Annotated in this window: 16 protein-coding genes and 1 tRNA gene; 10 read left to right on the forward strand and 7 right to left on the reverse strand. The window is 60.7% G+C overall.

Annotated features, from left to right (window positions below):
• Positions 1–3: 3 nt before the first annotated feature.
• Complete coding sequence (locus QNM96_RS04785) at positions 4–942, reverse strand: cation diffusion facilitator family transporter (protein WP_283834862.1); 939 nt, start codon at positions 940–942, stop codon at positions 4–6.
• Positions 943–1,190: 248 nt separating this feature from the next.
• Here QNM96_RS04785 and QNM96_RS04790 point away from each other — a divergent pair, with 248 nt between their 5' ends.
• From QNM96_RS04790 to QNM96_RS04800, 3 genes are all read left to right on the forward strand, one after another.
• Positions 1,191–1,580, forward strand: coding sequence for a CrcB family protein (locus QNM96_RS04790; RefSeq protein ID WP_283834863.1), 390 nt, complete (start codon positions 1,191–1,193; stop codon positions 1,578–1,580).
• 125 nt (positions 1,581–1,705) lie between these two features.
• Positions 1,706–2,095 (forward strand): CrcB family protein, encoded by a 390-nt coding sequence (locus QNM96_RS04795; RefSeq protein ID WP_283834991.1) that lies wholly within the window; start codon positions 1,706–1,708, stop codon positions 2,093–2,095.
• 110 nt (positions 2,096–2,205) lie between these two features.
• Positions 2,206–3,000: an NAD+ synthase gene (locus tag QNM96_RS04800; protein ID WP_283834865.1), complete on the forward strand. Its 795-nt coding sequence runs from the start codon at positions 2,206–2,208 to the stop codon at positions 2,998–3,000.
• 59 nt (positions 3,001–3,059) lie between these two features.
• Here the strand turns inward: QNM96_RS04800 and QNM96_RS04805 are convergent, their stop codons facing one another.
• A complete protein-coding gene (locus QNM96_RS04805; protein WP_283834866.1) occupies positions 3,060–3,758 on the reverse strand; it encodes an enoyl-CoA hydratase/isomerase family protein in 699 nt (232 codons plus the stop codon).
• 60 nt (positions 3,759–3,818) lie between these two features.
• Between QNM96_RS04805 and QNM96_RS04810 the strand changes: the two genes are divergently transcribed.
• Together QNM96_RS04810 and QNM96_RS04815 are read left to right on the forward strand one after the other, a co-directional pair.
• The gene (locus QNM96_RS04810; RefSeq protein WP_283834867.1) at positions 3,819–4,490 is read left to right on the forward strand and encodes a hypothetical protein; all 672 of its coding nucleotides are present in this window, start codon (positions 3,819–3,821) and stop codon (positions 4,488–4,490) included.
• Between the two features lie 166 nt (positions 4,491–4,656).
• Positions 4,657–4,728, forward strand: a tRNA-Thr gene (locus QNM96_RS04815).
• A 370-nt stretch (positions 4,729–5,098) separates the two neighbouring features.
• On the opposite strand, the gene QNM96_RS04820 is transcribed toward QNM96_RS04815, so the two are convergent.
• The 4 genes from QNM96_RS04820 to QNM96_RS04835 all read right to left on the reverse strand — a co-directional run bounded on the left by QNM96_RS04820 (position 5,099) and on the right by QNM96_RS04835 (position 9,208).
• Complete coding sequence (locus QNM96_RS04820) at positions 5,099–5,500, reverse strand: hypothetical protein (protein WP_283834868.1); 402 nt, start codon at positions 5,498–5,500, stop codon at positions 5,099–5,101.
• 309 nt (positions 5,501–5,809) lie between these two features.
• On the reverse strand, positions 5,810–6,112 hold the full coding sequence (locus QNM96_RS04825; RefSeq protein ID WP_283834869.1) for a HalOD1 output domain-containing protein: 303 nt from the start codon (positions 6,110–6,112) through the stop codon (positions 5,810–5,812).
• Between the two features lie 239 nt (positions 6,113–6,351).
• On the reverse strand, positions 6,352–8,619 hold the full coding sequence (locus tag QNM96_RS04830; RefSeq protein ID WP_283834870.1) for a bacterio-opsin activator domain-containing protein: 2,268 nt from the start codon (positions 8,617–8,619) through the stop codon (positions 6,352–6,354).
• Positions 8,620–8,830: 211 nt separating this feature from the next.
• Positions 8,831–9,208 carry a hypothetical protein gene (locus tag QNM96_RS04835; RefSeq protein ID WP_283834871.1) on the reverse strand — a complete coding sequence of 126 codons (378 nt, stop codon included), beginning with the start codon at positions 9,206–9,208 and terminating at the stop codon, positions 8,831–8,833.
• Between the two features lie 281 nt (positions 9,209–9,489).
• Between QNM96_RS04835 and QNM96_RS04840 the strand changes: the two genes are divergently transcribed.
• From QNM96_RS04840 to QNM96_RS04850, 3 genes are all read left to right on the forward strand, one after another.
• Positions 9,490–10,050, forward strand: coding sequence for a hypothetical protein (locus tag QNM96_RS04840; RefSeq protein WP_283834872.1), 561 nt, complete (start codon positions 9,490–9,492; stop codon positions 10,048–10,050).
• Positions 10,051–10,132: 82 nt separating this feature from the next.
• The gene (locus tag QNM96_RS04845; protein ID WP_283834873.1) at positions 10,133–10,690 is read left to right on the forward strand and encodes a hypothetical protein; all 558 of its coding nucleotides are present in this window, start codon (positions 10,133–10,135) and stop codon (positions 10,688–10,690) included.
• 69 nt (positions 10,691–10,759) lie between these two features.
• On the forward strand, positions 10,760–11,224 hold the full coding sequence (locus QNM96_RS04850) for an MOSC domain-containing protein (protein ID WP_283834874.1): 465 nt from the start codon (positions 10,760–10,762) through the stop codon (positions 11,222–11,224).
• Positions 11,225–11,241: 17 nt separating this feature from the next.
• Here QNM96_RS04850 and QNM96_RS04855 read toward each other — a convergent pair whose 3' ends face one another.
• Positions 11,242–11,532, reverse strand: coding sequence for an AN1-type zinc finger domain-containing protein (locus QNM96_RS04855; RefSeq protein ID WP_283834875.1), 291 nt, complete (start codon positions 11,530–11,532; stop codon positions 11,242–11,244).
• Between the two features lie 152 nt (positions 11,533–11,684).
• On the opposite strand from QNM96_RS04855, the gene QNM96_RS04860 reads away from it, so the two are divergent.
• Together QNM96_RS04860 and QNM96_RS04865 are read left to right on the forward strand one after the other, a co-directional pair.
• Positions 11,685–12,479 carry a YqcI/YcgG family protein gene (locus QNM96_RS04860; protein ID WP_283834876.1) on the forward strand — a complete coding sequence of 265 codons (795 nt, stop codon included), beginning with the start codon at positions 11,685–11,687 and terminating at the stop codon, positions 12,477–12,479.
• 76 nt (positions 12,480–12,555) lie between these two features.
• Positions 12,556–12,789, forward strand: a complete 234-nt coding sequence (locus tag QNM96_RS04865; protein ID WP_283834877.1) for a CDGSH iron-sulfur domain-containing protein — start codon at positions 12,556–12,558, stop codon at positions 12,787–12,789.
• Positions 12,790–12,887: the final 98 nt, after the last annotated feature.

Genomic DNA, 12,887 nt, shown 5'->3' on the forward strand with positions numbered 1-12,887 from the left:
GCCTCACTCTCCCTCCTCAGCCGATGTCGTGCCGTCCGCTCGCCACCGATCGGGCTGGTCCTTCCACTCACCGATTCCGGAGGGATCGAGGTGGACGTGCGCGTCGCCGACATCCTCGAGGTTCCGAAGATCGTCGACGAGAGCCGACTCGATGTCGTGAGCCTGCCGAAACGGCATGTTGCCGTCGACCTCGACGTGGACTTCGACCTCGAGGACGGTGCCGTCGTAGAAGACGGTCAGATCGTGAACCCCCTTGACGTCGGGGTGGTCGCGCAACGTTTCGGTGATCCGCTCGCGCTGTTGGGGCGTCGCCGCCGCGCCGACGAGGTAGTCGAGGTTTTCGCGGCCAATACTGACGCCCTGGGAGATGACGAGGATGCTCACGAGCCCGCCGGCGATGGGATCGAGCATGGGAAACCCAAAGAGAATGCCGGCAACCCCGACGAGCGCGGCGATGGACGTGTAGATATCGTTGAGACAGTCCGTCGCTAGCGCTTCTAGCGCCGTCGAACCGATATCCGCGTTTACGTACTCGGTGTACCAATAGACGAGGTACATGTCGACGATCGCAAAGAGGAGCGCGCCGAACAGGAAGTAGCTGAACGTTACGTCGGTCCCGAAGACGATCCCCTCGAGGGAACTATAGAGCAAATTGAGCCCGAGGAGTGCAATCACCGCACCGACGAACAGCGCCGTCAGCGGTTCGATCCGTTCGTGACCGTGGGGATGAGTGTCGTCCGGTTCGTCGAACGAACTCCGGCCCCAGATGAGCACGACGACGCTCGCGATGAGATCCGCGATCGAGTGGGCGGCGTCGGCGATCAACGCGATACTCCCGAATAAGAGGCCTGCAGCGCCCTCGACGATGATTTTGACCGCATTGCCGAGGACGTTCGCCCACGAGGCGCGCGTAAATCCGCGCCGCTTCGAGTCGCCGTCCATACTCGGTTTAGAGCCAGTCTAAACTTGGGTCTTTCCGTTCGAACTCGGAGACGCGTGCGAGTCCCGATTCGGAAGCGTCAGCGTCGAATTCATCCACAAATCTCTTTGTATCCCCATGAGTATGCCGGGATATCCGGGCGATGGGGCCCGCCTGATCCAACCGCCGGTCGTACTCGCGAACGAAACACCGACGATTTCGACGAAAATCACGACTACCGGCTGACGGTCCCTGTTTCGACCACTCAGCCATGGCAACGGATCACCCACTCGTCCGACTCGAGACGCTCGCACTGATCGGTATCGGCGGCTTCGCCGGCTCGAACCTCCGGTTTTTCGCCCTCGGACAGCTCTCGGACGTGCAGGCGGTCATACTCGTCAACGTGCTCGGAAGCCTCGCGCTCGGCTTTTTGCTGTACGAAGCGAAATATTCGGGGCTCGTCGACCAGACGTCACGACTCCTCTTTACCACCGGATTTCTCTCGTCGTTGACGACCTACAGCACGTTCGCACTCCAGACGGCGACGGCGGGCGATCCACTGTTAACCATCGGCATCGTCGCCGGAAACTACGGCATCGGATTCGTTGGCGTCCTCGGCGGCCGCGAACTCGCTCGAGCGCTTCGGGGTGACGAGTCGTGAGTTCGGTGATCGACGGCCCGACCGCGGGCGCGCTGTTGATCGGGCTGGTCTCGGTGGCGGGCGACTCGAGTCTCGAGCTTCACGCCGTTCTCGGCCTCCATGCGGCCCTCACTCTCCACTCGAGCATTGCTCCCGTCTTGCTCGAGCCCGCTTTTGCCTTCGATTTGGAACCAGCCCATATCGTCGGTACCGGCGGCGCGATCGGCGCAATCTTGCGACACTGGATCTACCTCCGCGTGTCCTGGGAGGACTTCCCGGCGGCGACGTTGACGGTCAACGTCGTCGGCAGTTTCGTTTTCGCGCTGGCGACCTTCGCGGGCGCGAGCGAGTCGCTCGTCCAGTTGGTTGGAATCGGAATCTGCGGCTCGTTTACGACGTTTTCGTCGTTTTCGGTCGAAACCGTCCAGCTCTGGGAGCGGGGCGACCAACGGCTCGCGGTCGTCAGCGCCGGCGCGAATCTCGCAGTTTCGCTCGCTGCGATCGGTCTCGCCTGGATTCTCGTTTCGCTCGTCTGATCGCGCGACCGTGGTCTCCCGATCGGTAGTTCAATCACGAGAATCGGACATTCATACACTTTTTTTCGTTCGGGGGAGCCTATTAGGAGTCACCCGCCGTAGGCCGACCCATGATCGACCTTCGCTTTTCGGAGGGGGAACTGGAGCGACGACGCGAACACATCCAGACGTTCGTTCGAGAGCAAGTTGCCGCCGCCAGAGCCGACGGCGCGGTTCTCGGACTTTCGGGCGGCATCGACAGCACGACGGTTGCCAACCTCGCCGTCGAGGCGCTCGGTTCGGAGAACGTCCACGGCCTCGTTCTCCCGGCGCGAGTCAGCAGCGACGAAAACATGAGCGACGCCGAACGAGTCGCAGTCGACCTCGAGATTACCTACGACGTGATCGAGGTCGAACCGATCATCGACGCGCTGCTGTCTGCCTATCCGGAAGCCAAAGGAGACCACGTCGCAGTCGGCAACGCGCGAGCGCGAGTGCGTTCGATACTGAACTATCTCGTCGCCAACCACGAGGATCGACTCGTGTTGGGAACCGGCAACCGAAGCGAAGCCGCGGTCGGCTACTTCACCAAGTACGGCGACGGAGCCGTCGACTGCCACCCGATCGGGAACCTCTACAAGCAACAGGTTCGACAGGTCGCGAGCAGTCTCGGCGTTCCGGAGGATCTGGTCGAAAAGACGCCCACCGCAGAGCTCTGGGAGGATCAAACCGACGAGTCGGAGATGGGCTTTGGCTACGATACGCTCGATTCGATCCTGGCGACACATATCGACGGGCCGCTTTCGGCGACGGCGACCAGCCGACTGCTCTCCGTTGAGGAAGAAACGATCGAAGAGGTTCGCGGGATGTACGAAGCCAGCGAACACAAACGTAACGCCCCGCCAGCACCGGAACCGCTCGAGTGAATCACGTCGACTGTCGCTTCGCGTCGGTCTTCGGTTTTCCCACCGAGTCCGCCGGCGGACTACTCGAGTAGCGACCGTCCGTCAGCCGAGTGCGCCTCGAGCAGTTCGCCGAACGCCTCGGCTTCCGCACGCTCTTGGATCGACCGCTCGCGATCATCTCGGATTCGGCGCTTGAGAACCGCGAGCGCATCGGGTGCGTTTTCCGCGATTTCCTCGGCGACGACGTGCGGTTCCGCTTCGATTCGAGAGATGAGCCCGATTCGGCGCGCCTCTTCGGCCCCTACAACCCGGCCCGAGAGCACGAACTCGAGGGCGTCGCCCTCGCCGATAATCCGCGGAAGTCGAACGGTGCCGCCCCAGGCACCGAAGAGACCGAACGTGACGCCGGGTTCGCCGAAGGTCGCCGAGGGCGTCCCGACGCGGACGTCACAGGCAAGCGCCAACTCGAGGCCGCCGCCCCTGACCGGCCCGTCGATTCCAGCGACGACCACGGCAGGCGACTCCTCGATGGTCCGGGCGACGCGCTGACCTCGACGAGCGAACGCCTCCGCTCCCTCGCGGTCGAGATCCTCGACGACCGAGAGGTCGGCACCGGCACAGAACGCCGGACCGTTCCCCTCGAGCAGAATCACCGGTTCCTCGACCGCCTCGATGGCCGCCTCGAGGTCCTCGAGCGCGTCGGTCGTGAGCGCGTTGCGAGCGGCCGGCCTGTCGAAGACGATCCGTCGGACTCGCCCGTCCGCTTGGGAACCAATCATGTCTCGTCTCTGCCGTCCGTTTCCAAAGGTCTTTGGCCGGCCCGTCGTAACCTTCCGTTAATGGATAGGGCCGACAACTGTCGGCGTGCCGCCCGCGATGCAGTTTCGGACGTCGAGCCACCCAGATTGTACGACTTCATCGAAGAGACGCTCGAAGACGCCTCGATGGTCCCCGCCGTCTTGACGCTCGAGAGTGCGCGCGAACTCGAACCGGATAGCGACCTCGAGCGGATCGACCACCACGCCGCCGGCGTCCAGTTGATCTACGAAGGGCTTCGACTGACTCGAGCGCTCGCCCACGACGAACCGTGGACCGAGAGCGACGGCGACGATGCCGGAGATCTCGAGATCCTCGCGGCCGACATCCTCGTCGCCCGCGGATTCTACCTGCTAGCGCGTACCGACGCGGCCGGAAAGGCCGTCAGGACCGTCCAGGAGTTCGGCCGAAACGAGACCAGACGAGCTGAATCAGACCTCGAGCCGTCCGAAGGCGACACCGGCACACAGTTAGAGCACAACGTCCTCGAGCTCGCAGCGCTCACCGGCGCGTCGGCCGTCGGCAAAACGCCGACGCCGGCTCTGCTCGAGACCGCGACTGATATCGCCGACTCTGCCGGCTCGAGGTTCCCGCCCGCGACGGACTGCGTTTCGAGACACGATCCCGAACCGGCCGAAGCGACTCCGGAGGACGGTCACAGCCCGGATCCAGCGACGTCAGCAACGGATTCGTAGTGAGTTTTGGAACGGATTCGTAGCGGGTTTTAGAACGGATTCGTAGCGGATTTTAGAACGGATTCACAACGAGTTTGGCGACGGCCCACGACTCGAGTGAACCGTACCCACGCCCTGCGGTGAATCGAAACGCATAAAGACGACTCGGGTCAACGATCACATGCGTGCCTGGGTAGCTTAGCGGTAAAGCGCGTCCTTGGTAAGGACGAGAGCCCGGATTCAAATTCCGGCCTAGGCTTTCTGCAACGAACAACGATGGGGAGCGAAAGCCACATCCGGAATTTGAAACACGCGAGTCGCATGCTCACGAGCAGTGTGCGGTTCGGAACGAAGTGAGAACCCCAATGTGAGCGGCTTGCCGCGAGCAACGCGAGTGAGACCGTCTCGCCATCGGATTCAAATTCCGGCCTCAGCTTGCTCCTTCGTCGCCAGCTAAAATATCCATACAAGACCGCTCTATCGTAGTTCTACGGCTGTTTTCGGCATGAAAGACACCCGTTTATCAGACGGTTTTCCGGAGATAAAAAGCGAGAAAGGAACCTTGCGAGCGCACTTCCCCGTTTACGTGTCGCGTTTTCCTCAAATTACTTGGTTCGGCAGGGATTCGGCTAACAGCCTTCCGAGCGAAGGGTAATCGTGATATCCCACTGGCCACTGGTCATGACCGCCTCGTTGACGAATCGAACGTAGTACGTTCCGTCGGTCTGAGCCGTCACCGTTCGATCGATATTCTCCGACGGACCGACCTCCGCGACGAGCGTTCCGTTCGGATTCTCGACCTCGAGTTTCGGTCGAGCACCGTCGCCGGTCTGTACCGCCTCGATCGCTAACTTCTGGTTCTCCTCCATCTCGATACGCCACGTGACGTTTTGCCCGGCGCTGTACGTGTCGTATTCGTCGACGACCGTTTCCTCCTCGCAGGAATCGCCGACCGCTTGGCTCGTACAGCCGGCAAGCGAGACTGCAGTCGCCGCCCCCACACCAGCTAAGAACGCTCTTCGGTGAATCATACACGGGAAGAATTACCCGTTTGGTACATGCTTTGTGGTGTGTGTTCGACTAATTCGTGACGAGACACGGTAATAATTGACAAGTATACAGTTCTACAGTTGCAGTTCGGCCGCTAGATCCCGGCTTACGAACGCGCGACCGACGACGGGCCCCACTGTTGCCGACAGGTCGGTCCACAGAAGAGCTGGACTCGAGCATCGCCGTTTGGTTCGATAACTGCGGGATGCCACTCGGTCGTGTCGATAACGGAACCGCAGTGTTCACACCTCGCGATCGATTTGGGGGAAGGGGTCGAAATCATCTCTTCGTTAGTCGACGCTCGTCGGTTTGGCCTGCGGCGACGATCGGGCTAACGCATCTCGAGCGATGTCGATCGACCCGTCCGCATCGACCGTCACCATACACTCGGCATACGAAAACGTGACTGAACCCACCGCTCGCGGGCGACCGGATTTCGTCGGTTCGAACAGGGTATCCAGACTTTCCGGATCGACGGCGTTGAAGATCGGATCGAGCTCGAGGGGGTCGATACCCTTCTTTTCAGCAACCGCTTGAACAACTCGTTGGCTAACTGGCTGCGAGGGGGTCGACGCGGACTCAAATGGACTCATTGTACAGTGTTCGTTAGAACTCTTGCCGGATAGCCGTTACCAGTATCACGATATCACCTCCCGCGATAACAGACTATCAAGCTAGCCCCGCTCCCGTCGTCACTCCCAGTTTCGTTATCGATCCCGCTTTCGTCGATATCTTCGACCGGCTGAGACACGTCGTAGATACCTCCAGCGGCTGGGACCCGCACGACAACTCATGCGCGGGAAACTCGTCTGTCGAACAGTCGGGAAACGACCTACTCCCTCGAGTCCTCGTACAACATCGAGAGGAACTTCTGCTCGCTCGAGCGGATGTGCCGGCTCGTCGTCGGCTGTGCGATGTCGAGAATGTCCGCCAGTTCGTTCGACTGGGTTTCGCGCGGCCACTCGAAAAAACCCGCGTAATAGGCCGTCTCGAGGACCTCGTTCTGGCGCTCGGTCAACCGATCTCGGAACTCGGCCTCGAACTCCTCCGGCGTCATGACCGGCTCCTCGTACTCCCGTCGCGCGACGAGTTCGGCTTCGTCGAGCCGATCTGAGAGGAGCGTGTCGAACGCTCTCGGGTCCGCGCTTCGTGGGATTCCGATCACGATCCGCGCGCTCTCGTCCGTTGTGGCGACCTCGCGAACGACGGCCCCACGGTGGAGCAACTGCGCCCAGACCGTCGAATCGTCGAGGACGCACTCGAACAGACACTCCTCCGACCGATCCGTCAGCAGTCGAACGTTGTGAACCAGTTCGGAATCTTTCGCCCACGCTTTGACCTCGCCCGGATCCTGCTCGTGAGCGGCGAAGAACATCGTCGTCGCGCCATCGCGGCGCTCGATGAGGTTCTCGAGTTCGATTTGACCGTCGGTTTGTTCAACCAGGTCGAGAATCGGGTCGGCGCGGCCGCGAACGTCGAACGCGAGTTCGACGGACTGTTCGCTCGTAAAGGCCTGTTTGCGCTCGTCCGCGTTCAACGCGTAGCCGATCGTCTCGCCGAGTTCTCGAAGAACCGCGATCTCCAGTTGATTGAACGCGTTCTCCGTCGTCGCATAGAGATCGAGTACCCCGTAAAACGTGTCTCGATAGACGACCGGGATGGCGAGGTTCGACCGGTAGCCCCGTTGAATCGCCTCCTGACGCCACGGCTCGAACGGCGGATCCTTGTAGATCGTATTCTGGACCCGGGGCGTCCGCGTCCGGATCGCACGCTCGATCGGCGACTGGGTCGAATCGTCGGTTTCCGTCTCCCCGTTTGCCGATTCGGCGGTTATCGACTCGTCATCCTCGGACGCGGCGTTCACCGGCTCGACATCCGCTGACTCGCCGTTCGCGGTTTTGTCATCGAGTCTCTCCCCGTCTACAGGCCCCACGCTCCCACGATCCTGATCCACTGGTTGCCCATCCACTAGCTCGACGATCGCCTCGAGATAGCCGTCTTCGACGCCGGCGGCGGCCTCCGAAACGAGTTTGTCGCTCGCCGGATCGAGCGAGCCGAACCACGCGAATCGGTAGGGCTCCAGCGAGACGAGTTGCGAGCAGATATCCGACGTGATTTCGTCGCGCTCGGTCGCCTGACGGAGCGCTTTCGTGAGATCGCGGATGATGTCGTTGATTCGTCGAACGCGCTCTAGGGTCTCGGTTTTCTCCTCGAGCTGGTTTTTCCGGTCGCGCAATGCCCGTTCCCGGTCGACCCGCTCGATCGCCGAATACGCGTTCGCGACGAGTATGCTCGCGATGTCGATATCCGAATCGACGAACGTCCCGCTTTCGGTCGCCCCGACCACGAACACGCCGTGGGTTCCGATCGGGTGTAAAATCGCGCTTCGAAGATTTGTTTCGTCGGCGTCGGCGGTCGTCTCCGCGAGGAGGTCGGTGAACACGCGACTCTCCTGGCGAACGAAGACATCCCACGGGATCGATCGATCCGTCGCGAACAGCGATCCGTCATCCGCAATCGAGAGCGCGTCCACGGCTGGCGTCCACGAACACGGCTCGAGCCGACCGCCCTCCTCGTCGTACAGCAGTATCGAGGCGATCGGTTGCTCGAGCGTTGACTGGGCGGCCGAGACGGTCCGTTCGCAGACGCCGTCGCGCGATTCGGCCTCGGTCAGCTCCTGCGCGAAGCTGTTGAGCCCGGCAAGCTGGGCTTCTCGTCGCTGGTGGTCGGTGACGTCGCGAACGATGCCGCTGAAATACTGCGTTCCGTCGTGTTCGAACTCGCTCAAGGAGATGCTGAGCGGTATCTTCTCGCCATCTTGATGCTGACCCGAAAAGCGAATGTCGTCCCAATCGAGGGTCGCTTCGTTCGTTCGAAGGTATCGATCGAAGCTGTCTCGGTACCGCTGAGCCTGCTCTGACGACATCAATTCGGTAATCGATCGGCCGAGGAGTTCCTCGGGCGGGTATCCGAAGATATCTTTGATGGCAGGATTGGCGTACCGTATCGTGCTGTCGACCGTGATCGTGATAATCCCGTCACGAGCACGTTGTGCGATCGTCTCGAAGTGCAGTTCGGGATCTGGAATCGGCGGTGGCACTACTGGGGATCCAACAGCGAGACGTTTGTGTGTTTCCCGGCAATACGAGGAATCCTCCTTGAAAACGGACGGGTGAGGCGAGTGTCAGCAAAGATATCACGACCGTAGAGCCAGTTGTATGTCATTTCCAGTCATTCGCCAGATCGGGGTGGCGAATGACCGGTAAACAGTTACAACCGGCCCTATCAGCGCTCGAGCGAGCGTCCCGTCTTCAGCGCTCGAGCGAATCGAGGTACCGGCTTTCGGCGGGACGCCGAGAACCGGCGAGTCGGTGCAGCCATCGGTAGCAGTCGTCGGCGACGAGCCACCATTGTCGGCTCTGGTATCGTTTCCGGATCGATTCCCCGATCCCCACGTCCGGGCCGCGAAAGCAGACGATCAGCGACCACATCGTACAGGCTGCGAACGCGCCGAACGCTGAGAACGTCATATCGAGGGTCAGGAACGTTAGCGAGTAGACACCGCCGATCACCATCGACGGCACGCTCGTCGCTCGCGGAACGCGTGCGGCCGCGTCCCGAAGTGTCGGAGCCAAAAAGACGACAGACAGGAGACTCCCGGCGAGAAAGACGAAGTCTTGCCAGGCCATTATTCGTCCACCTCAGTGGAAATCGTGGTTTCATCTGTGTCAGCCATACAGATGACTAGAACGGCCGGGAGAAAACGTTCGAATCGGCTATGACGTTAGGTCCGCCCACAGCTGCTGGTGCTAGATTGATACAGTCGCACCGAACCAGTCCGGCTTCGATAGAGTCGCGAATCGACGACCGTTCGGCCGGGGGGAGAGGTATGAGAGCAATTCGTGAGACGAAATACCAGACATCGGGTATGACCACGAAGCTTATATATGTCTCCAAAAATCTTCCCGGTATGTCTACACAATCGGACGGACTGCTCGAGAACGTTCCAGTGGTACAGGGCGGGATTTACGGAGCGGTTGCGTTCGTCGTCGGCTACCTCGTTTCCTTTCTCCTCCTCGAGACGGACCTCGAGTTCGACTCCGACGGAATTGCCGAGCTTGCCTCGGAGAACGCGTTCGAGGCCGCCGGGATGTTGTTCTTCAACACCCACTTCGTCGATATCGAAGTGAACGTCATCGGACTGGACACCACGACGACGATGTTCGCGCAGGCAGAAACGGGACTTCCCGAATTCGTCTATCATATCGTTCCCATACTGGTTCTCATCGTGGCAGGCTATCTCGTCGGACGAGGGGCACTCGGAGCGAGCGCATCAATCGAGGACGGCGTCAAGGTCGGTGCGACGATCGTCGTCGGATACCTGCCGCTCGCAGCGACGAGCGCGTACGTATTCGCCGTCAACGGATCGTTCGGTAGCGCGGAGCCGGAGACGGCGACCGCAATCTTGCTCGCAGGATTGATCTTTCCGCTCGTGTTCGGCGCAATCGGCGGGATCATCTCCTCGAAGTGAGACGAGAGCAGGGATCGACAGCGAGCGGATAGCACGAATATAGTTCAACAATTTTATACAGGTCTACTGACTTGCCAGTCGTATGTCAGTGCAAGATGAGGTAGATGGATTACCGCTCAAACAGGGTGCAATCGTCGGTGCTGGAACCTTCGTCGTGGGATATATCGCGACGTTCGTGCTCGCGACGATCGATAGCGAGATCGAACTCGGCGAGGAAGAAAGCACGTTCGAGATGATCGGCCTGCTGTTCTACAACGCTCAGTTCGTCGATATGGAACTCTCAGGACTCAACGGCACAGAGACGTTCAATATCCTCTCGGAAGAGTCGACGCAGATACCGGAGCTCGTCTATAATCTGGTTCCGATCGCACTTCTCGTCGCCGGCGGGTACGTTCTCGCGACGCGCGTCCTCGAGACCCGCCAGGCGAACGAAGGAGGGGCCAAACTCGGCGCATCGATCGTCGCCGGCTACCTTCCGCTCGCGTTCCTCGGAACGATCCTGTTCGAAGAAACCGCCGAGGGCGGACTGTTCGGCGGATCGGTTACGCTCGCACCCGAAACCCTGCCCGCAATCGTCCTCGCCGGGATACTCTTGCCGCTGGCGTTCGGTGCGATCGGCGGCTATCTGGCACAACGGTAGCGACGACGAAAGCGACGCCAAGAGAGAAAACCGGGAGAAATACGGGCTCTCAAGTCGAAAACTGTCCCAATGGATTCAGGGCGTGTCGTCTCGATCGGGACCGCAGCCGAACAGGGAGCCCCCATTGAGTCCCGCGAACGGGTCGAAGCGGTCGCGGACGCGGGGATAAGGAGAGACAGATACTTCGACGACGAGGGAACGTTCGGCGACCGCGACGGAAGCGACCTCACGCTCATCGAACGGGAGGCGCTCGAGGCCGTCGAAGACGACTACGACATCGCGATCGAACAAGGTGCACATCGTCGGAACGTAACGACGACGGGCGTCGCCCTGAATCACCTCGTCGACGAGGAGTTTCGTATCGGCGACGTCGTTTGTCTGGGCGTCGAACTCTGCGAGCCGTGTTCGTTCCTCGAAGGCCACCTCGAGAAACGAGGGGTTCGGGACGCGCTGGTTCACCGGGGCGGATTGCGGGCTCGAATACTCGAGGGCGGTACTATCGAAGTTGGAAGCGCCGTTGCTGTCGACCCGTAAGTGAGGACCGAAACGATTTACAGCAAGCCGATCGCCAGCGCTCCGACGGCGAGTACGACCACTGCGGCGAAAATCGTCCATTTCCACGCGAAGATGCGTTTCCAGATCGACGTCTCGGCATCGAACTGTTCGGCTGTCTGGCGGATGGTTGTCGTTGAGCGGTCCGCCGTCGACGGCGCGCGTGCCCGCTCGAGATTCGGACAGGCGTGGTCTTCCGGCCGGCGATGGCTTGTACAAAACTCCCCGCCGCAGTACTTGCACGAATAGGGCATATTCATCCCGTCGCCACAGTGGGTGCAATCGGGCATGGCTCGATATAAACAGTACACCTATTTCGATCGTTCGGCCCGACGGAAACGGGTAACATATCGTCTAAAAGGGTGAACACTCGAGTAGTACAAACGCCGAATCCTTCGGGAAAGAGAAAAACACATAGCGATTCGGTCTGTAGATCGCGGATATGAACGAGTCCGGCGTACAGGTGCTGATGGATCAGGAAACGATCGCCCAGCGCGTCGAGTCGGGAGCCGCCCCGGAGTGGGTCAACGCCCACTTCGAGAGCTTTACCGACGGCATTCTGGGCGAGCGAAACGGGAGTCCGTTTCCCTGTTACTTCGGCGTCGAATCCGTCGAGAAGGGCCAGCCCCTCTACACCTGCGTCTCGTCGATGACCGACAGCGAGGCGCTCTTTTCGCTGGGCGAAACGCTCCTCGAGTACTTCGAGGTGTACGAAGACCACAGCGAACAGGCCTCGCTCGTGACGTTCTTTCGACCGCCCGAACGGGAACTAACTGAGTCGGAGTACCACGACGCGCTGTGGCACGTTTTGCAGGTGCTTCACGCGCACGACCCCGAGCCCTGGCCGGAGGATATCCCCACGGATCCCGACAGCGAATACTGGGAGTTCTGTTTCGGCGGCGAACCGATGTTTCCCACCTGCCGCGCACCCTTCTACGACACCCGAAAGAGCCGCTACTGTCCGATCGGACTCGAGATCACATTCCAGCCCCGGTCGCTGTTCGACGGCATCACCGCCGACACTGAAGCCGGTCAGCGGGCTCGAGACGTTATTCAGGACCGACTCGAGGACTACGATGGCGTCTGTCCCCACGCCGACCTGGGCGACTGGGGCGTCGAGGGCGACCGCGAGTGGCCCCAGTACATGCTGACCTCGGACGACTCGCAGGCACCCGACACCTGCCCGATGAACGTCTCTCGACAACACCCGAAAGGCCCCCTCGTCATCGGCGACTGAAGACCGCTTCTCCGCCATCGTTAGTCAGGGTAGCCCACCGCTACGCTTTCGGTGATACACCCTCGAGTCAAGAGCAATGGCACGACTCGTGGAACTCGAGGCGAACGGCCCGCGAAGACTCACCGCGGACGACATTGACGAGGAAAAAGGCGACGTTGCCATCTGCCAGTGTGGGCTCTCGGACTCGTTTCCGTTCTGTGACGGAAGCCACCGGCAGACGGAAGACGAAGCCGCAGACGAGTGCTACGTCTACGACGACGGCACTCGAAAGTTGGTCGAACGGGTCATCTGCGACGACGACCCAGCGTAGGAACCGGTCGAAGAGCATCCCGACCGGCGACGAACCCGAATCTCGAGAGTCGGTACGCTACGACTGGGAACGGGTAGCTATCGGAGAATATCAGAACA

Source organism: Halostagnicola sp. A-GB9-2 (assembly GCF_030068615.1).
GTDB lineage: Archaea > Halobacteriota > Halobacteria > Halobacteriales > Natrialbaceae > Halostagnicola.

Coding starts and splice junctions, on each gene's coding strand:
- QNM96_RS04785 (WP_283834862.1), bottom strand. CDS start 942: ATGGACGGCGACTCGAAGCGGCGCGGATTTACGCGCGCCTCGTGGGCG.
- QNM96_RS04790 (WP_283834863.1), top strand. CDS start 1,191: ATGGCAACGGATCACCCACTCGTCCGACTCGAGACGCTCGCACTGATC.
- QNM96_RS04800 (WP_283834865.1), top strand. CDS start 2,206: ATGATCGACCTTCGCTTTTCGGAGGGGGAACTGGAGCGACGACGCGAA.
- QNM96_RS04805 (WP_283834866.1), bottom strand. CDS start 3,758: ATGATTGGTTCCCAAGCGGACGGGCGAGTCCGACGGATCGTCTTCGAC.
- QNM96_RS04810 (WP_283834867.1), top strand. CDS start 3,819: ATGGATAGGGCCGACAACTGTCGGCGTGCCGCCCGCGATGCAGTTTCG.
- QNM96_RS04820 (WP_283834868.1), bottom strand. CDS start 5,500: ATGATTCACCGAAGAGCGTTCTTAGCTGGTGTGGGGGCGGCGACTGCA.
- QNM96_RS04825 (WP_283834869.1), bottom strand. CDS start 6,112: ATGAGTCCATTTGAGTCCGCGTCGACCCCCTCGCAGCCAGTTAGCCAA.
- QNM96_RS04835 (WP_283834871.1), bottom strand. CDS start 9,208: ATGGCCTGGCAAGACTTCGTCTTTCTCGCCGGGAGTCTCCTGTCTGTC.
- QNM96_RS04840 (WP_283834872.1), top strand. CDS start 9,490: ATGTCTACACAATCGGACGGACTGCTCGAGAACGTTCCAGTGGTACAG.
- QNM96_RS04845 (WP_283834873.1), top strand. CDS start 10,133: ATGTCAGTGCAAGATGAGGTAGATGGATTACCGCTCAAACAGGGTGCA.
- QNM96_RS04850 (WP_283834874.1), top strand. CDS start 10,760: ATGGATTCAGGGCGTGTCGTCTCGATCGGGACCGCAGCCGAACAGGGA.
- QNM96_RS04855 (WP_283834875.1), bottom strand. CDS start 11,532: ATGCCCGATTGCACCCACTGTGGCGACGGGATGAATATGCCCTATTCG.
- QNM96_RS04860 (WP_283834876.1), top strand. CDS start 11,685: ATGAACGAGTCCGGCGTACAGGTGCTGATGGATCAGGAAACGATCGCC.
- QNM96_RS04865 (WP_283834877.1), top strand. CDS start 12,556: ATGGCACGACTCGTGGAACTCGAGGCGAACGGCCCGCGAAGACTCACC.